The 18,550-nt window shown below is 44.0% G+C and carries 15 protein-coding genes and 1 pseudogene; 2 read left to right on the top strand and 14 right to left on the bottom strand.

From position 1 onward, the window contains the following. The first annotated feature begins 50 nt into the window (after positions 1-50). Together RCO84_RS14510 and RCO84_RS14505 are read left to right on the top strand one after the other, a co-directional pair. A complete protein-coding gene (locus tag RCO84_RS14510) occupies positions 51-842 on the top strand; it encodes a Fic family protein (RefSeq protein WP_317576026.1) in 792 nt (263 codons plus the stop codon). Between the two features lie 182 nt (positions 843-1,024). Beyond that, on the top strand, positions 1,025-2,329 hold the full coding sequence (locus RCO84_RS14505; protein ID WP_317576027.1) for an ATP-binding protein: 1,305 nt from the start codon (positions 1,025-1,027) through the stop codon (positions 2,327-2,329). Positions 2,330-2,338: 9 nt separating this feature from the next. Here the strand turns inward: RCO84_RS14505 and RCO84_RS14500 are convergent. From RCO84_RS14500 to RCO84_RS14435, 14 genes and pseudogenes are all read right to left on the bottom strand, one after another. Next, a pseudogene (locus tag RCO84_RS14500) lies at positions 2,339-2,437 on the bottom strand (ABC transporter ATP-binding protein); the annotation flags it as partial. Between the two features lie 108 nt (positions 2,438-2,545). Further along, positions 2,546-3,520 carry a hypothetical protein gene (locus RCO84_RS14495; RefSeq protein WP_144155746.1) on the bottom strand — a complete coding sequence of 325 codons (975 nt, stop codon included), beginning with the start codon at positions 3,518-3,520 and terminating at the stop codon, positions 2,546-2,548. A gap of 12 nt (positions 3,521-3,532) precedes the next feature. Then, a complete protein-coding gene (locus tag RCO84_RS14490) occupies positions 3,533-4,486 on the bottom strand; it encodes a DUF6175 family protein (protein WP_119229348.1) in 954 nt (317 codons plus the stop codon). 12 nt (positions 4,487-4,498) lie between these two features. Further along, positions 4,499-4,981 carry a hypothetical protein gene (locus RCO84_RS14485; RefSeq protein ID WP_151202046.1) on the bottom strand — a complete coding sequence of 161 codons (483 nt, stop codon included), beginning with the start codon at positions 4,979-4,981 and terminating at the stop codon, positions 4,499-4,501. A gap of 11 nt (positions 4,982-4,992) precedes the next feature. Next, a complete protein-coding gene (locus RCO84_RS14480) occupies positions 4,993-5,562 on the bottom strand; it encodes a hypothetical protein (protein WP_151202047.1) in 570 nt (189 codons plus the stop codon). A gap of 22 nt (positions 5,563-5,584) precedes the next feature. Continuing rightward, positions 5,585-5,935, bottom strand: coding sequence for a hypothetical protein (locus RCO84_RS14475; RefSeq protein ID WP_151202048.1), 351 nt, complete (start codon positions 5,933-5,935; stop codon positions 5,585-5,587). Positions 5,936-6,064: 129 nt separating this feature from the next. After that, positions 6,065-7,297, bottom strand: coding sequence for a hypothetical protein (locus tag RCO84_RS14470; protein ID WP_287868093.1), 1,233 nt, complete (start codon positions 7,295-7,297; stop codon positions 6,065-6,067). Positions 7,298-7,310: 13 nt separating this feature from the next. Continuing rightward, positions 7,311-9,053, bottom strand: a complete 1,743-nt coding sequence (locus RCO84_RS14465; RefSeq protein ID WP_317585461.1) for a WG repeat-containing protein — start codon at positions 9,051-9,053, stop codon at positions 7,311-7,313. Between the two features lie 388 nt (positions 9,054-9,441). Beyond that, entirely contained in the window at positions 9,442-10,122 is a 681-nt protein-coding gene (locus tag RCO84_RS14460) for an ABC transporter ATP-binding protein (RefSeq protein WP_144155734.1), read from the bottom strand. A gap of 40 nt (positions 10,123-10,162) precedes the next feature. Next, positions 10,163-12,547, bottom strand: coding sequence for an ABC transporter permease (locus tag RCO84_RS14455; protein ID WP_317585460.1), 2,385 nt, complete (start codon positions 12,545-12,547; stop codon positions 10,163-10,165). A 78-nt stretch (positions 12,548-12,625) separates the two neighbouring features. Continuing rightward, on the bottom strand, positions 12,626-13,879 hold the full coding sequence (locus RCO84_RS14450) for an efflux RND transporter periplasmic adaptor subunit (protein WP_317585459.1): 1,254 nt from the start codon (positions 13,877-13,879) through the stop codon (positions 12,626-12,628). Positions 13,880-13,882: 3 nt separating this feature from the next. Then, positions 13,883-15,226 carry a TolC family protein gene (locus tag RCO84_RS14445; RefSeq protein ID WP_317585458.1) on the bottom strand — a complete coding sequence of 448 codons (1,344 nt, stop codon included), beginning with the start codon at positions 15,224-15,226 and terminating at the stop codon, positions 13,883-13,885. 147 nt (positions 15,227-15,373) lie between these two features. Then, entirely contained in the window at positions 15,374-16,054 is a 681-nt protein-coding gene (locus RCO84_RS14440) for an ABC transporter ATP-binding protein (RefSeq protein WP_117691789.1), read from the bottom strand. A gap of 51 nt (positions 16,055-16,105) precedes the next feature. Further along, the gene (locus RCO84_RS14435) at positions 16,106-18,457 is read right to left on the bottom strand and encodes an ABC transporter permease (RefSeq protein ID WP_317585457.1); all 2,352 of its coding nucleotides are present in this window, start codon (positions 18,455-18,457) and stop codon (positions 16,106-16,108) included. Between the last annotated feature and the right edge of the window lie 93 nt (positions 18,458-18,550).

Raw genomic sequence — 18,550 nt, 5'->3', positions numbered from 1 at the left:
AGACGATAAGACCATATTAGAGTTAGTCATATAATTACTTACAGAAGATTATGGCATTCGAAAAGGAAATCAAGGAATACGAGGATTTGAGAGGAAAATATCAAACCCTTATCATCAATAAAATGGATAGAGAAGAGTACATCAAATATAATGAAGTACTCTTCTCTACACACTCGTGCGCCATTGAAGGCAACTCATTCTCCGTAGATGACACCCGGGAACTGAAGGAGAAAGGATTAGGGATGATTCCTGCCGGAAAGACTCTTTTCGAGGCTTTCGAAATGCTCGACCATTTCGAAGCCTTCGAGTACATGATGCAAAACACGCAACATCCACTCGACGAGAATCTTCTGAAAGAAATCAACAGACGGGTTACCAGCCATACGCTTTCCTACCGTTCCCCAGAAGCTATTCCGGGCGAATACACCACCACAGACATGGCAGCAGGCGATACGGTATTTGGCGACCACGAAGAACTCATCGCCAGAGTTCCCAAGCTGTTGGAATCTACCGAAAAAGCCATCGTTTCAGCAGCCGTTCATCCCATGATTCTTGCCGCCCGTTTTCATGGCTTCTACGAATATCTTCATCCCTTCCGTGATGGGAATGGAAGAACAGGACGTCTCATCAGCAACTACATTCTCTTAAGATTGAATCATCCTCTCCTTATCATCCCATCCGAAGCCCGACAGGAATACATTTCTGCCCTCCGTATGATTCGTACGGAAGCAACCGACAAGCACCTCATCCGCTTCTTCTTCAAGATGGCAATACAGAGAATGGAAGAAGAGCTGAAGCAGAAAGAGGCTAACACCAAGCGATTTATGACTTTTCTCTTCTAATATGGGCAAACATTTTACGGATTTCGGCATATTCGCGCCAAAACATTTTGCGGATTTCGGCGAAATAAGGTTAAAATATTTTGCGGATTTCGGCAAAACCCTTATCTTTACACACATAAATCATTAATTATAAGCAAAATATGGAGCAAACCAAATTATTCAAAAGAAAAATATACCAAGAGATGCTCAGATGGAAAGAAGAGCGACAGGGAGAAACCGCCCTATTGATAGAAGGAGCGAAACGAATCGGCAAGTCTACCATCGTAGAAGAATTCGCAAAAAACGAATACTCTTCGTATATCTTGGTAGATTTCTCGAAGACAGCTACCGAAATCAACGACCTATTCAATGATCTTTCTGACCTTAACTACATATTTCTGCGTTTACAGCTTAACTACAACGTCAGTTTGAAGGAGCGCAAATCCCTCATCATCTTTGATGAAGTGCAAAATAATCCTAAGGCACGACAAGCCATCAAGCATCTAGTAAAAGACCATCGATACGACTATATAGAAACTGGCTCACTTATCTCCATCCGCAAGAATGTACAAAACATCATCATTCCTAGCGAGGAGACACGAATCAGTATGCACCCCATGGACTTCGAAGAGTTCAGATGGGCTATGGGCGACAACGTCACATTTACTCTGCTAAAAACAGTTCTTGAGCAAAAACAACCTCTCGGCGAAGCAATCCACCGTAAAATGATGAGAGACTTCAGACTATACATGCTGGTCGGTGGAATGCCACAAGCCGTAGACAAATACATCAAAACCAACGACCTTAGCGAAGTAGACACCGTGAAGCGGGACATCATCGCCCTTTACGAAGAAGACCTCAGAAAAATAGATACGTCGGGCAAAGCAACCGCTATGTTCGACGCCATACCTTCACAACTGAGCAAGAATGCCTCACGATATACTATCTCGACTGTCATCCCTGGAGAAAAGCAAGACAGGATAATCGACATTGTCCAACTGATGGAAGAATCCAGAGTGGCAAACATAGCCTACCACTCCAACGACCCCAATGTTGACTTAGCCCTTACAAAAGATTTGCAACGATATAAGATGTATACTTCAGATACGGGACTCTTCGTCACATTGGCTTATAAGTCTAAGAAATTTACAGACAATATCATCTACAACAAATTGCTGAGCGACAAATTAGACACCAATCTAGGGTACATCTATGAGAATGTAGTGGCTCAAATGCTCAGAACTTCCGGCAAAGACTTGTATTACCATACCATACCCAAGCATGACGGCAAAGGATATTACGAAATCGATTTTTTGCAGGCAGATGGGAGCAAGATAAGTCCTATAGAAGTAAAGTCTTCTGGCTATAAGTCTCATGCGTCACTCGATCAGTTTTCCGAGAAATACAGTTCTAGAACAGGGCACAAATACTTAGTTTACACCAAGGACTTGAAAAAAGATGGCAATGTGCTCTGCCTACCTATATATATGGTACCTTTACTCCCATAAGACAAGATTTTACTCATCCACTATCTGTCCATCAAACAACCGGATGGTGCGATGGGCTATCTTGGCATCATGCTCATTATGCGTTACCATGACGATGGTGGCGCTCTCATGCCCGCTTCGTTTTGCAAATGCGGAACAAGTTCGACCACAAAACACATAAAAGTATTTTGTGGTCGAATATCATTCAATTATTAAAATATCAAGTATCAAATCTAATTATGGAACTGCTACGGGAGACTGAGTGGCGATAGCACCGCCATGTCCTAAAAATATAAGGTTCATAGGTCTATTTGCAGCATACGCCTTACCGATTTCCCCAATAGTTTGGATGCGTAGTTTTTCTAGTTCAACAGCATCCTCATACTTCTTCTTTGTCTCATAATCCACATCGGTCTTTACGACTTTAGCAACCTGCGACAGAAGTGCCATCGCTTCTTTATAGCATTTGGCATCAGGATCGACCGAAGACAAGATTGCCACCACAGGTACGCTACCAGCCTGAGTAGGATTGGAACTCCAAAGAGCCTTAGCCTCATTCAACCGAGCCAAGAAATAGGTATCCCGATAAAGAACATAGATTCTCATAGCCTCCTTCATTGCAGAATCATAGCCATTGCAGCAGGTAGGAACCACCGCCAACATGGCAAGAGCCTCCTCATAATTTTTGAAGGAAGCCTTGGAACGTGCTTCCTTAATTAGAGAAGGTAGTTGCGAATCATAATAGCTTATAATCTTTTTCTTTGCACCAGAAAGGAAAGTATTGATTTTTCCATTCCCTGCATTCAACTGACGTATCGCATTCAGCGAAGCCTTTGTTTCATTAGAGCCCACGCCCTTTACCTCAACATATACAGAAGCAAAAAGCTTTTGGTTGTAAACATCCACAAGATACAATGTAACCCCAAATACATTGGCTATCTGGGTAGGCGCACTACTTACAATATATCTGTCCAACTGATCAAACTTTGCCGTAATGGCAAAGTTTGCATTTTTCCATCCCACATCCAATTTCGACTGGGTGATAAGACGTTCCAACTGTGTCTGCAAAACAGAAGCACTCTCGGCGGTAACATGAGCAAAGCCCTCATCCACAATCACCGACATCGGGATATTGCAATCTTGCGCCAACATCCCCTGCGCCGACAAGAGCAAAGTCGATGTCAGCAAACACTTATATATATTCTTTCTCATTGCCTGTAACCTTTATTTTTCACCAAATATCAACTCACACTTACCAAGGCCCTTATTTACGGTCTTGATTGGAATATTATAAGGAGCAGCCTTGAAAAAACGGGCCATATTGCGAGCAAACGAATAGGTATCCATAGCTTGTCCATTCTCCTTATACAAAGGTATTCTCACCTGGTCGTAAATAAGCGTAGTTTCTGTTCCGTCGGACTTATTGAAACGATGATTCACACAATTGTCGCTAAGCCAATTATCGATAACTTCATTGAGTTCATAGTCACCATATTCTTTCTCGAAATCCAAGCCGGAGCCATTATCAAATACTTTCATTACAAGAGATATTTCTCTACCATTCTGCATCATATCCTCAAAATGAGATTGCAAACGCTCGCAAAATTCATCCATGTGATCTTGTACTGCCTCTTCTAGTAAGACTGGAAGTTCGGCAGAAAAAGATCCCTTGCCCGTACCCTCAGCACCAGCAACTTGTTTGTCAGAATAAGCATCCAAGGCACGAAGATTATATGTAATAGAACTTTTTGGTCCCATCTTATTCTCCGTCCAATCTATTTCCATGATGATGTCCGGTTTGGCACGACGGCGCAACCTATCCAAAGGGCTCTCTGCCACAGAATTTCCAGCCTTGCTGGTCAAGAGCGCATCCTCAGCAGCATCATTATTGAGGGTTTTCAAAGTTTGCTGCAAATCTTTCAATGGAAATCCCCTATCAGCCATCAGATTGTTGATTTTCGAAATAACAGCATTCAACTGTTTATCCGTAGAAACAGCAGCCTTATAATCTGGTACTTTTTCCTGAGTTCCCTGGTTGTCATAAGTCTGCATATACCCATGCTCGTTACACCATGCATCACTTGGCATTACCATGAGGGTAGGTTTCTTCGCCTGTCCAAAAACAGCAACAGAAGAAAAAAACAGCAGGGCTATCATCAGCATTTTTCTTATCTTCATAATATTTTCTTTTTATAAGTGATCTTTATCTATTACATTATCAGCCTTTAAACGCGCCTTGAGCTGTGAGCGAAGCACTCTAATGGTCATCTCATACGAATAGCCTACCTTATCCTTGCTTTTATTAGCAGAACGTTTTTTGGTATCTCTAAGAGTAACATATTTTTTATACTCTCCTCCATCTGCAAAAAACACATTGAAATAGTCCTCATATCGCTCACGAGCATTCACTTCTGTCACCAACGGACGCATATTGCATCCCGATACTCCCTCACGGATACCATCAAAGACTACAGCCCAAACGGCATTCTTCATGGCTTGTTCCTTGGCATCAGAACGATTACGACCATAGCCCAGTACTCTCAATGTCTGGGAGCCATCCAATTCTACCCCCATACACTTGATTGAAGAACGGTCGTAGATCGCCTGCTTCTGCGCCATGACAGAAACTGAGGTCGCAAAGACCATCAGCATACACAAAATAACTTTCTTCATAATCGTAATATTTAAAATTCATAGCCAAGTTTCAAGCCAAAATAGTTATAGTTTTGCTTTACACCGGCATTATCCTTGAGATTTGACAAAGTATAAGCAACACCAACCTGAAAGTTATTGCGAAGTCCACCAAAGCTATAACCTATGGTAGGGCTAAAGAAAGCACCTTCTTTGGTGATACCACCAACATTGAGCGACCAAAAAGGAACGCCATCCCTATCCTGAGCTGATATGAAATTACCACGGACATTGGCAAAGATTGGTATTCCAAACTTGCTATTGGTATTTCTCACACTAGCATTATTAACATACATCCTGCCTCCAAAACCTACACCTAAGCGCAAAAACTCGTTTATGCGATAACCACCAGTAAAGGTTAGGTTCACATATTGCATATTAGTTTTATGCTCCATGATGCTACTACCACCTTCTGTCTCTACGGCACACCAAAAGCCCTGTTCTTGTGAAGTATAATCACGATAATTTGAGCCCTTAGGCTGTTCTGGCATACGTACATCACGATACTGACCAAAAGAAGGCAATGCTAACAATACAAATAATATAAAACTGATAATTCTCATATTCATCAATATTTATTAGAAGTTAAAAACCTGCAGACAGAGAACGTACTACACCAGCCTTTTCCAAAGCCTTGCGCAATGCCTTCTTGTCTACCTGAACAATAGCGCCACTCTTTACTCCCTTGGATGTCTTCACACGCTCATAAGAACCAGCTATGATACTAGCATAATTTTGACATTCACCCTGCGCAGCAAAGAATCCATTACAAAATTCGGAATGGCTTGCTTCAGATTCTGCTGGTGCCATCGCTGGTTGTTTAGCACCACTATTATTTCCAGAACATCCTCGAAAAACAACACCATGAACAGCAGCACGCTTCAAGTCCTGATCAGTCACCTTCTTGGAATATACGAAGACCTTAACCAACAGCATGCCTTCATTGCCAGATCCAGCCCCAGTTATATCATACTGAGGCATCTCATTACCCTTTGCAAATGCAACAAGAGACAACATTAGCATTAGGCATAACAAACTCAAAATTCTTTTCATTTTCCAAATAATTTATTTATTCGTAATTTCCCTTATCAACATTCCTTTCGCAAAGTTTTTACCGCTGATGGCACGGAACGTAGTATAGTTCAAGTTACTGCCTACTGCACCTTCCTCTGTAGCCATAAATCGATTGTCCCAAATTTGCCCCTCTATAGGTTGAATCTCACCCACCTTTTTATATTTATGAGAGCCATTTTCCAACAATACGACTTCAAGGACTTCGTATCTCGACTTAGCTGTCACGCCCTCCTTCTTGCCAATATAAGCCGTAAGAGGTTCTGCTGTCAAAAGTGGAGTCTTGGTTCTAAATTCCTCATAACTACGTTGTAAATCCACCACATTCTCATCAATGGCACGCTGGCAAGCTTTTCTTACCATCATAATTGGCTCATCCTCCTTAATACCAAGGAAAGAAGTAGTGCCGCCCTGGCTTTCTACTTTACCTACATATTTCAAATGATAATTAGGACGAGCCTTTTCAAAGTTTTGTTTTTTTGCAGCATCGGCCCCTACGCCATATTGTTCCTGATAAAACAAATTAGCCTGGTCCTGATTCCAATCCAGACGATAAAGGAACGTATTGATTCGGACAGAGAAGCCCTTTAAACTCTCAGCAATATCACCTAGGTTATTGCCCAAGTCCTTATAACTGTCAACACCAGTATATGCAGCAGCAACCTGTCCCAATACCTTGAAGATAGAACCTACCGTCTTAGAGCCCTTACTCTTATCTATATATCGAATGTCATTAACAACCACAAAGGTATTACCAATTAAGTCTTCACCTGCATCTTGTAATAACGCCATTCCACGAGCAGAATGCTTAGCCAACTGGCGGTCAAACTCTGTTGCATTATAAAGTCCGCGTTCCTTTACCAACTCCATATCACAAGCACCAGTATAGATATCCCTATTGAACCAGCGTCCCACCAAGCGACTTGCAACATTATTGTCTTTCAGGAATTTCGTTATCACAGGATTTTCCTTATCACTCTTTGCGCCATCAAGCTTTTTATCAAGATTAAGCACCTTTACACTAAGGTCATGATTATTAAACTTATCCGGAACAGGAATCTGTAAGAAAGCCTCCTTTATCTCGTTAGCAAACTGTTGGTCTGTATGATTCACCATCAAAGAATATAAAGAACTGCGACGATAGTTCATCACATCTTCATGATCCGCCTGGGCGTAAGAAGCCATGACGGCAGCACTCATCATAAGTGTCAATATTATCTTTTTCATAATCTCCTACATTTTAATAATTCCACTCATCCTCATCCAAAACTGAATTTAAATCATAACTACGATTTTCCTTAGTTATATCCAAGAGGATATTTTTCTTCTCAGCCTCAGTTAACTTACGGTTTCCTCGTTTTTTGAGCTGTTCCATAACGAGTTCTACATAGGTAGTAGACACCGGTAAATCAAACAGCACCACATCATTAGTATTCACCAAATAGCCAAAACACTCTCTCCGTCCCTCAGGATTGACAGAAGCTATATCCTTATGATTGGTATTAGGGGCAAATAATTGAGAACGATTTACCTCTGAATTTTCTATTTTCATACCAACTGGGCGAACATGAGCGATGCCTTTAGAAAAATTGGCAACTGCCTCATAGCCTAAGTCATATATTTTTTGCGATGTCACATTAAAATGATAAAACAAACTATCAGATTTCATCACCCAGAAATCTTGACAACCACGCTCGCTTGGTAATATTATTTTCTTGTAAGACAAAGGAATAATTTTATTTCCCGAGACTGAATAAGCTCCCCACAAACTATCCTTCATAACATCTAAGACATCATAAGTATTTGAAGCTACAAAATCATATTGAAAAGGAATTACCTCTTTGCCAGTCTTAGTAATTGCTCCATATCGAGTTCCCTTTTTGACAGAATAAACCTCTAAATCACCTTTTTCTGTAGGGAAATTGATATCCTCATAGTTAGACAACGAAACTATGTCTTGGTTGTAGCTATCAAACACATCCCATTTTCCAGAGACATTCTGTGCCGCCCACTCACCATTCTGGCTATGTTTCAACTGTTTGTAATCCTTGCGCAATATCTTACCTGTCTTATCGACAAAGTTCCAAGTCTCACCATTAACAGGTGCAATATCGCCATCAAAATCTCCATGAGTCCAGAACTTTATATCAGCTATACTCAATTTAAACTTAGCTGCAACGAAGCCCTTACCTGTATCAAGATTGTGATAGCCACAAATTGTTTGCTTCTTCTTGATATCATAATATCTGACCATACCACTTTGTGGTAGCATCAATTGGTCATACACTCCCATCTTAAGGATTTCCTTGCCATTTTCATCTATAAGACCACATCCTGTGATGTCAAAAGGATCATTATTAAAACCGATATACTTACAATCTGTTTTCAAGGTGTCTTTCAAAGAATGAATTGCTGCCGACAAACGCAATCCTTCGTTGTAAGGAAATACGCCCTTGGTATTGTAAGAAAACTCATGAATTCCCTTATATTTTGGAGTAACCAGTACTCTACCATTATCATCAATGATACCCAATTTTGCATTGAGCATATACTGCTTATTATCGGAAGAAGAAGACTGCTTTCCCCCAACCGCAACTAAAGCCTTGCCATAACAATTTGGCTTAGAAATAAAAGAATACTTAGTTGGAAGAACCACTTTTCCATCATGGCTTGCCAATCCCTGTATCTTGCCTGTCTTTATCAAATAAAGGGACTGATTCCAAGGCATAATAGATGTATACTTCAGCGGTAAGACGACCTTACCCCTTTCATCTATTATACCGGACTTTCCTGATTTAGTTACAATCGCATATCCACCTGAAAATGGATAGGCACTCTCGTAAGCACATTTAATTACTTCGGCTCCATTTTTATCAACGAACCCGACTTTACCTTTCTTATTAACATGGATAGTTAAATCCTGGGCTTGGGCAACGCAAGCAAAAGTCACACTTGCTACCATTAAAATCTTTCTAAGCCTCATAGTTCTTATACATTAATTTATGAATAAATAATCACTTACTAAAGTTTTCCACCCCAAAATAATGGGAGAAATAGTTTCTCACTAAAAGTTGTATCTTTGTAATCGCTAGAAAACAATAGAACAACGGTTTTAAGAGTAACTATATATGGAGGCAAAATTAAGATTTTTTTCTGAATTATACAACATTTTAAGTGTTAAAAGTTGTTGCAAACCATTTAAAAGGCTTTTTAACCGATTGGCGCATGGCATTTACTATTATCGCATGTTATATAGAGCTACTATAGACAGACAAAAAATCTTTTTCGAGAATTCGCTACAAGCATCATGGTGTTACCTTTGACAAATTGGAATCAATAAGAATCTAGCTGTCTCTGCTTATCTTTTTACGTTAAAGCAGATTGCCCTCCGCCTCCACAATCTGTCCATCAAACAGGCGGATGGTGCGATGGGCTATCTTGGCATCATGCTCATTATGCGTTACCATGACGATGGTGGTGCCCTCGTGGTTCAGCTCGGTAAGCAGATGCATCACCTCGGCTCCATTCTTGGAATCGAGGTTACCCGTAGGCTCATCGGCTAGGATGAGCTTCGGACCGAAGACCACGGCACGGGCGATGGCAACCCTCTGCTGCTGACCACCTGACAGTTGGTGAGGGAAGTGCTTGGCACGATGGCTGATGGCCATTCGCTTCATAATCGCCTGCACCTTTGCCTTGCGCTCCGCCTTCGGAATGTTGAGGTAAGTAAGAGGAAGCTCGATGTTCTCCTCTACGTTCAATTCATCTATCAGATTGAAGCTCTGGAACACAAAACCGATTTCTCCCTTTCTCACATCCGTGCGCTCCTTTTCCTTCAAGTTTGCCACCTCGTGATTACCCAGGAAATATTTTCCCGAAGTAGGGTTGTCGAGCAAACCGAGAATGTTGAGCAAGGTAGATTTGCCGCAACCGGATGGTCCCATAATGGCGACAAACTCGCCGTCTTCTACTGTGAAAGATACATTATTTAAAGCAATCGTCTCCACATCTTCTGTGCGGAATGACTTGCAAAGATTCTCTATTTTAAGCATTTTCTTATCTTTTTACTTTTTTACCTTTTTACTTTTAATTTTATTCATCCTTGAGATATTTCACAGGATTACTGTTAGCCACCTTGTAGCAGTTGATGACGACGGAAAGCCCGATGATAACGAGCAAGATGATGGTAACGCCGATAAACAGTAAAGGCGTCATCGTAATCTTCTCGCTAAACGACATGAGCCATTGTCTGGCTATCAGCCAAGCCCCCAAGTCGCCCACGATGATGCAAGGCAAGGCAATCTTCATAATGTCCTTCAGGAAGATGCGAAGAATATCCTTCACCTTCGCTCCGTTCACCTTTCTAATCGCAATCTCCTTGCGGCGGCGGTTCACCTCATCACTCGTATAGCCCACCAATCCGAAGAGGGCGATAATCATCGTTACGATGCCGGCTACCAGGATTCCGTTGCGGAAATTGAGCTGTGAAGCATACTGGTTAGCCAGTTCTGAGGCATAACTTTTCACGATGACCTTATTATTCGGATACATCGCCTGCACCTTCGATTGCAACTCCGACAACGATTCATCCCTTAGTTCATTAAACTTAACCAACATGTAGTAGGCCGTCTTGGCTGAATAGAAATACAAATCTGGAAATTCATTCATACCATCACCCCCGGTTTCCACAGCCCCCCAGCGGATATTCTTGCTCACGCCACAAATGGTAAAGATATTATTATCATGTCCTGTACAGGTAATTTGCTTGCCAACTACGCCATCCTTCCAATGCCACGTTTTGATGAGTTTCTCTGCACCTCGTTCATCAATAATAACCTGGCGGCAACTGTCATTTCTTTCCGTAAAGAAAGAACCCTGAACGATAGGAATATTCATCATCTTGAAGAAATTGTCGTCCACTCCCGACATCTCCATGATATTAAAGGTATTCTTCTCGTCGCCAGGTACTCCAACCATATTTCCACTACGATCATACCCATCGAGCGGAACATTAAAAGTCGAACTGCAATCCTTGACATTCGGCATTCGCCTGATTTCTGCCAGACATTGATTGCGCTGGTCTCTATTGCTGGCATCTATCGAAACTATCGCTACATGATCGTAATCATACCCAGGATTGAGTCCCAACATCAGCTGGTATTGACCATTCACGATGTAAAGCAAACTAAACAGCAAACCAGAGATAACGAACTGGATACCCAACAAACCAAGTTTCCATCGGTTGCGATTCTCATTATAGCCACGGAAAGCGATGGCTACAGGAATCTTGTTGTAAAGCCAACCAGGCAACAAGCCGCCAACCAGCAGTACCAGAATACAAATAGCCACCAATATCCAACTGCCACGATTAAGCACCAACGTGCTTACCGGAGCAGAAAGGAAGTTTTCGATGGTTCCCTTGCAAAGGAACACAAGAACAGCCGCAAGAACAACCGCCAGTCCCACATGCACCAAAGCCTCTGAGAAAATGATGGCATGAATGTTCTTCGATTCGGCACCATAACACTTACGGACAGCCATTTCGCGAGAACGACCCACAAGATTTCCCACGATGATAAGCAGATAGTTCATCACAGAAGTGAAGAGGAGGACAAAAGCGATAATTCCCATAATCCATCCCATCTTCTTGACATAAGGATCTTGGGTGTAAACATCGCTCAATACCGTGAAATCATAGTTCAGTTCTATTCCCATATTCTTCATCTCCTTCAAAGGGAAATGATCCTCTCGCATCTTATTCACGTAAGGCTTGAGTTCTTTTGCCTCATGCCCCTTTGCTAACCGGATGTAGGACCTATAGGAATCATTTCCCACCCATTGGCCTCTGCCATCGTAGGAATATACGTATGGCACACTACACCTCGACAGAATCATCTGCGTACCATGAAAGGAAGAACCCCAGGGAAACGCTTCGAAAACACCATAGATGGTAAAAGTGGTTCCCGGATAATTGGAAAGCGTGAAATGCTTACCTACAACATTACCGCCAATCTTTGCTGCCGTTTCTGAATCGATGAGACAGGATAAGGGTTGGGATAGAATCTGTTTAGCCTTGCCTATCAATATCTTCTGTGGAAAGACATCAAAGAAACAACTGTCTGCCACCCTGATATTGGCAGAAATGATGTTCTGGTCTTCCATCTTGCATTGGGCATCATCATAAAAATAGTGAGTACTGGTAGCAGCTTCCACCATAGGCGCATATTGCTTTACACCTTGGGCAGTGGCTCCTGAAGTATTGGTAAACTCCATGGTTTCGCCATGGTTAGTACCCACTTCCGAAATCATATACGTCCTCTCCCAACTAGGGAAATACGTATCGTAGGTCTGCTCGAAATAAATCTCGGCAATAATTACCGAACTGATTGCCAATCCGAGCGCCAGACACAAGATCTTCACGAAATTATGCTGGCCCCTTCGGGGCAGATTCTTGAATGCGTTAATAATATGATTCATATCAAATATCCTGTTTCAAGGGCGTTAGCCCAATTTATCACTAATCACTACTAATTAATCATTACTAACTAATCACTACTAATTAAAAACTAATACATCATTATCCTTATAGGCTTCATAGCCACTAACGATAACTTGCTCGCCCGGCTCCAAGCCCTCAATCACCTCATAATACTGAGGATTCTGGCGACCGATGGTGATCTTGCGGCGATAAGCCTTCTTGCCACTCTTGTCTAAAACAAAAATCCATTGACCACCCGTTACACTATAAAACGTGCCTTTAGGGATGATTATTGCCTGCTTCGACTGACCGAGCTGCAAATCTACATAATAAGTCTGACCGGTTCGGATGTTGCCTGGACGAACGCCTTTGAAGACGAAGTCGATGCGGAACCTGCCGTCTCTTACCTCGGGATAAACCTTGCGGACCTGCAGGAGATAATGCTTGCCGTTCTGGTCGAAGGTAGCAGTAAGTCCCGGTTTTACCCGGTCGATGTAATGCTCATCTACCTGCGCCTGCACCTTGAAATTGCTGAGGTCGTTGATGACTCCAATCTTCTGTCCAGCCTGGATGCTCTGTCCCAGTTCCACATCGAGCAAGCCGATTTCGCCCGAAATGGTGCTGCGGATGTTCAGCTTCTCCTTGCGCTGGCGAACCAGCTGCACATTCTTCTGCATGGCTTCCAGATTATCACCCATCTGATCCATCTGCGAACGGCGGAGCTGTGCATCCTTCTTCAATCGCTTGCTGATGAGTGCATGCTTCTTGACGGCAAGGTTGTAATCTTCCTTAGCCTTCAGATACTCCTCGCGCGAATTGAGTTCTTCCTTGTGCAACGCCTCCTGATGCTGATAGGAGCGGCGCTTGGTAATGACATCCTGCGAAAGCGACAGTTCCTCGTTGCTATTGTTCAGGCGGTCCTGCTCCATCGAAATCTGGGTGTTGCGAAGCATATCCTGCTTTTCGGCAAGTTCGCTTTCGGCATTCAGAATCTCCAGGTCGAGATTCGAATTGCTCAGTTTCACGATTACATCGCCCTTGTTCACGTGGGCACCTTCATCCACCACTTTCTCCAGAACGATACCGCCTTCCTCGGAACTGATCTGCACCACGGAGATAGGAACCACCTGTCCATCCACCGAAACATAATCGTTGAACTGTGCCTTCTCCACGGTTCCGATGCTCAATCCCTTCCTGTCCACCTTCAGGGTGGAAGAGAAATTGCTCAATCCCAACCAAATGAGGACTGCGATCAAAACCGCTCCTCCGCCAATCCATGCCCAATACTTGCGAGGCACGAGATATTTTTTCTTTTCTATTTTTATATCCATAATTTATCTTATTAAATTTTCTCCCTGGTAATAAGCAACCAGCCTCTGTTTGATAATGAGCAGCATCTGCATCTGGAGTTCCTTGATTCTGCTTTCCAGAAGCGTCTGGGCTGCGGTATGAAGGTCGAAGGTGGAAAGCATTCCTTCCTCAAACTTGCGGCTCGACATGTGATAGGCGAGCGAATCGGAGGTCACCTTCTTCTGCATCTGATGCAACTCCTTGGCGTAACCCTCTGCATCCATTACCGCCTGGGCTATCTGGTCGTGAAGTTTGCGACGGGTTTCCTCCAGGTTCACCTGTGCCAGTTGCCAGTCGTTGCGTGCCTTCTTCACGCTGTGCCATCGGTCGCTATTATAAAAAGGTATGGAAAGGGTCAACGCGAGGTATTCGCCCTGGTTGTTGTGAAACTGCGAGGCAAACCCATCGTATTGCCCTTTCTGAGAGAGATTCTTATAATAATTGGTAGAAATGCCGCCACCGAGAGAGAGTGATGGCAGCAATCTGCCTTTTGCTATCTTGTAATCATACCGTGCCCGCTCCACTTCATATTCTGCCGACTTTAAATCGGGAGAAATATTCTGAAAGCCCTGGTAAACGGTTTCGTAGTTTACTCCAGATTCAGGAACCTCTTTATTATCAGACGTTAACTTCAAATTCTGCTCCTCATTAATCAGAATTTTCAGCTCTTCATCCACCGGAAAATTCATCGCTGATTTCAAGGCGAGCAGACTCTGTTTTGCCACATTCTCCTGATGCGTAAGATTGTATTCATCTTCTGCCACCTGCGATTCCATCTGTACCACATCCGGTCGGCCTTTCTCGCCCAGTTCATACAGGCGCTTCATCTTATCCAGCATCCGCTTGCTTTCGTTCAGTTTCTCGCTTGCTATCTGAATGCTTGCCTCAGCATAGGCAGCATCCACATATTTCTGCATCACGTCGATGGCACGGTCGTCCTGAATCTTCTGCATCGCCGTGGCTGAATAATCCCGGCTCAACTTTGCCTGCTTCAAGGCGTTGATGGTGGCGAAACCATCGAAGACATTCAGTTCGGCATAAAGCTGATAATAGTTGTTGAATGTCGTTACATTATTATAAGTATTGGTTTCCGGATCGATGTTTCGTCCCCAGGCGTACTGTCCCTGCACGCCACCTGTAACGGAAGGCAGGAATCCTGCCACAGCATGCTGGTAATCCTGCTTGCGCTGGCGGGCATTTACCACCTCCCGCTTCACCTCCGTGGCGTGCTCCACGGCGTATTTCATGCAGTCGTCAAGGCTCCAACTCTGTGCCGAGGCGCCTGCAGCCCAGACCAGCCACCCTATCAATATTCCTATTCTTTTCATAATCTTCTTCATTTTGGCATGATAAGGACAAGAGCCGTGCCAAAACAGCATTTCTCCTGATAATCAAACCATTAAATAAAAACTCTCATTAAACAAACTGTCCAACAATTAGACACTACCGTCTAATTGTTGGACAGAAACCGCAGCTTAAAGCTGATCATTCATCGCATCCACCACTTGTCCATCAAACAGATTGATGATGCGACTGGCGTAGGTAGCATCGTGCTTGGAGTGCGTCACCATCACGATGGTGGTTCCCTCCTCGTTCAGCTCGCTAAGCAACTGCATCACCTCCATACCATTCTTGGAATCGAGGTTACCCGTAGGCTCATCGGCAAGAATGATGCTAGGCTTGCCCACCACGGCACGGGCTATCGCAACACGCTGCTGCTGACCTCCGGAGAGCTGATGAGGATAATGCTTGGCACGATGACTGAGCTTTACCTTGCGCAGGATGTCGAGCACTCGCTCCTTGCGTTCCGCCTTGCCAATGCCTAGATATTTGAGCTGCAGGTCGATGTTCTCCTCTACCGTCAACTCATCTATCAGATTGAAATTCTGAAAGACGAAACCGATGCGACCCTTGCGATAAGCCGTGCGCTCACGCTCCTTGAGATGTCCTACCTCCTCATCGCCCAGCCAATACTTACCCTCGGTAGGTGTATCGAGCAAGCCGAGGATGTTGAGCAAGGTAGACTTGCCACATCCCGAAGGTCCCATGATGGCTACAAACTCGCCATCCTTTACATTGATGTTCACGCCGTTCAGGGCGATGGTCTCTATCTCTTCTGTACGAAATATTCTCGTTAAATTCTCTGTACGTATCATCTTGATTTAATGTTTAATGTGTAGTGTTTAATGTTTACTTAGCTCATCATGCTATTCCATCTTGATGCTGTCTATCGGATTCTCCAGAGCGGTGCGCAGGGTATAGCTGAAGACCGATACCAAGGCTAGCAGCAAGGTGAAGATAGCTCCTGCTACCAATGTCCACCAAGGGAAATCGATGCGATATTTGAAACCTATCAAGTATTCTTGCATCAGCTTAACACACAATGGGATGGCGATAACCACAGCCACACACGATGTGATGAGGAATCGCTTGGAAAGTTGCCATGCCGCATCTGTCACCGAGGCTCCCATCACCTTGCGCAAGGCTATCTGTCGGCGCTGCTGGTTGCCGTAATATACCGACATGCCAAACAAGCCGAGGGCGGAAATCAAGATAGAAATGCCCATGAAGGTGATGATGAGCACCATCATGTTGTGCTTCTCCTTGAGGGCATCCGCCAAGGTGTCGTCCAGATACTCCGTATCCATATCCGTAGGTACGCCCAATTGCTCCTTAGCCACTTGCTTGCAGGCACTCTGGATAGCAGCCAAGGCTTGGGCATGGTCGCCACGAGTCTTCACCAAGATGGTCCAAAGCACATCATGATTAGAAGGAACACGTATCGCATTATGATTTCCAAATTTGTCAGATTTGAACTCATCAAGAGCGTCGCCACAGTGGAAATCTTTCACAACGCCACAAACCTCATATTCCGGCTTGCCTTCACGATTACCGAAATATGGCTTCTTGCTCGATACGCCAAAGGTTCTCTTGGCTTCCTCGCTAACCCAGATTTTGCCTGGCGTAGGGTCTGAATATCGCTCCAGCACCTTGAAACCCATCGTCTTCATCGCTATGGAATCCAATACGCTCAATCTCAAGAACGCTATATTTTCTCCCTTCTCATCATGCACACCATTGGCAAAGCTGATGACAGGATTGTTGCCGATAGCCGTAGCCTCCTCCACCTCTGACAGAGACTTCAATCTCGCTATCAACGCTGCGTTTCTGACATCCACATTATCAAATCCGAAAGTGGTGGAGATGCAGAGAATGTCTTTCGTCTGATACCCCAAAGGTATGTTGGCGAGATGGCGCATCTGGAGCATCATCGTGATAGCCATCACCACTAGCGACATACTGATAACGCTCTGTGCCACAATGAATATTTTACTAAACCACATCTTGCTGCGCAAGCGGATGGTACCCTTCACCACATCTATCGGATTGAAGCGAGACACCACGATGGCTGGGAACAAGCCCGACAGCAAGGAGATAACGAGATAAGCCACCAACAGGCATCCCCAAACGGCAGGCGAAGAGAAGAGCGAAATCTTCGTATCCAAGATGCTATTAAATAAAGGTGTGAATGCCCAAGCCAGCAAAATGCCCAGCAAGAAACAACCTGCCGTGAAGAGTGCTGCCTCCTTGATATAGCGCAATACCACACCCAGTACCGACTCACCCAACAGGCGGCGGGTAGCCATCTCCTTGGCTCGATTGCCTATCTGCGCCACGGTGAGATTGATGTAATTGAAGATGGCTGAAAGCAAGAGGACGAGTGCCACAATCAAAAGGACATTGACCAAGGTCTTGCTGCCATGACGGACATGCGAGCATGTAATATCTGAAAAATACAACTTATCCCAGCGTACCAAGCTAGAGCCCCACAAGAAACTGCCAGTTGTCTTCCTACGACTCCACCATTTCTTCCAATAGCCCATATATTTATTGAGCAATGTGGCATTCACCTTTTCTGGATCAGCATTATCTGCCAGTTTGGCGATGGTAACAACCTCACCAAACTGATCCATCGGATACAAATCTGCGTCCTTAAATTTCATGGAAACAAAGATGTCGGTGGGTTCCAGCAAGTCTTCCCTGCCAAAATCATCCACGATGCCCACTACCTTGAATTGCAGCGTGTCGCACTTAACGACCTGCCCGATAGGATTCGTATTGCCAAAAGCCCTCTTGGCAAAAGACTCGGAGATAAGGGCCTGGTGCTTATCCGTGAGCACACGATGAGCGGAGCATCCCCTGCACTTCATTCCCATCATATCCAAGAAGTTAGAATCTATGGCACGTGCCTGCACATGGAAGTATTGACCATCCACCACAGCACCCTTGTCTGTATAATAATCGCTAAATCGGGTCCATTCCTTGATTTCCGGGATGGAAGGAAAGAACTCCTTAGCCGTACCCAAGGTCATGCCAAGGTAATCGCCCGAACCAGGCACATAGAGATTCTTGGCATCTGGCTGATGCGTGCCCACCCGATACTCCATGAAGGCGTAGGATACCAAAATCATCACAAAAGCCAAGGCTATCGAGAGTCCGAAAGCCTCGATAGCCGTATAGAGTTTGTTGCGTGATAAGAACTTAAAATAACTTTTCATATCTGTTGTTTCATTATTTTTTCTGATGCAAAGGTAGCCATTCCTTTTGATTCTGCCAAAGACCAGAAGCCAGCGGCAAGTGGATTGTATGAA

The organism is Segatella copri (assembly GCF_949820605.1).
GTDB lineage: Bacteria > Bacteroidota > Bacteroidia > Bacteroidales > Bacteroidaceae > Prevotella.
Note: the sequence above shows the minus strand (reverse complement) of the source record. Positions and strands in the feature narration are given on the sequence as shown.

What these genes read in the sequence shown, in the direction of transcription:
- RCO84_RS14510 (WP_317576026.1), top strand. Translation starts at nt 51, where the DNA reads ATGGCATTCGAAAAGGAAATCAAGGAATACGAGGATTTGAGAGGAAAA.
- RCO84_RS14505 (WP_317576027.1), top strand. Translation starts at nt 1,025, where the DNA reads ATGCTCAGATGGAAAGAAGAGCGACAGGGAGAAACCGCCCTATTGATA.
- RCO84_RS14495 (WP_144155746.1), bottom strand. Translation starts at nt 3,520, where the DNA reads ATGAGAAAGAATATATATAAGTGTTTGCTGACATCGACTTTGCTCTTG.
- RCO84_RS14490 (WP_119229348.1), bottom strand. Translation starts at nt 4,486, where the DNA reads ATGAAGATAAGAAAAATGCTGATGATAGCCCTGCTGTTTTTTTCTTCT.
- RCO84_RS14485 (WP_151202046.1), bottom strand. Translation starts at nt 4,981, where the DNA reads ATGAAGAAAGTTATTTTGTGTATGCTGATGGTCTTTGCGACCTCAGTT.
- RCO84_RS14480 (WP_151202047.1), bottom strand. Translation starts at nt 5,562, where the DNA reads ATGAGAATTATCAGTTTTATATTATTTGTATTGTTAGCATTGCCTTCT.
- RCO84_RS14475 (WP_151202048.1), bottom strand. Translation starts at nt 5,935, where the DNA reads ATGCTGTTGGTTAAGGTCTTCGTATATTCCAAGAAGGTGACTGATCAG.
- RCO84_RS14470 (WP_287868093.1), bottom strand. Translation starts at nt 7,297, where the DNA reads ATGAAAAAGATAATATTGACACTTATGATGAGTGCTGCCGTCATGGCT.
- RCO84_RS14465 (WP_317585461.1), bottom strand. Translation starts at nt 9,053, where the DNA reads ATGAGGCTTAGAAAGATTTTAATGGTAGCAAGTGTGACTTTTGCTTGC.
- RCO84_RS14460 (WP_144155734.1), bottom strand. Translation starts at nt 10,122, where the DNA reads ATGCTTAAAATAGAGAATCTTTGCAAGTCATTCCGCACAGAAGATGTG.
- RCO84_RS14455 (WP_317585460.1), bottom strand. Translation starts at nt 12,547, where the DNA reads ATGAATCATATTATTAACGCATTCAAGAATCTGCCCCGAAGGGGCCAG.
- RCO84_RS14450 (WP_317585459.1), bottom strand. Translation starts at nt 13,879, where the DNA reads ATGGATATAAAAATAGAAAAGAAAAAATATCTCGTGCCTCGCAAGTAT.
- RCO84_RS14445 (WP_317585458.1), bottom strand. Translation starts at nt 15,226, where the DNA reads ATGAAAAGAATAGGAATATTGATAGGGTGGCTGGTCTGGGCTGCAGGC.
- RCO84_RS14440 (WP_117691789.1), bottom strand. Translation starts at nt 16,054, where the DNA reads ATGATACGTACAGAGAATTTAACGAGAATATTTCGTACAGAAGAGATA.
- RCO84_RS14435 (WP_317585457.1), bottom strand. Translation starts at nt 18,457, where the DNA reads ATGAAAAGTTATTTTAAGTTCTTATCACGCAACAAACTCTATACGGCT.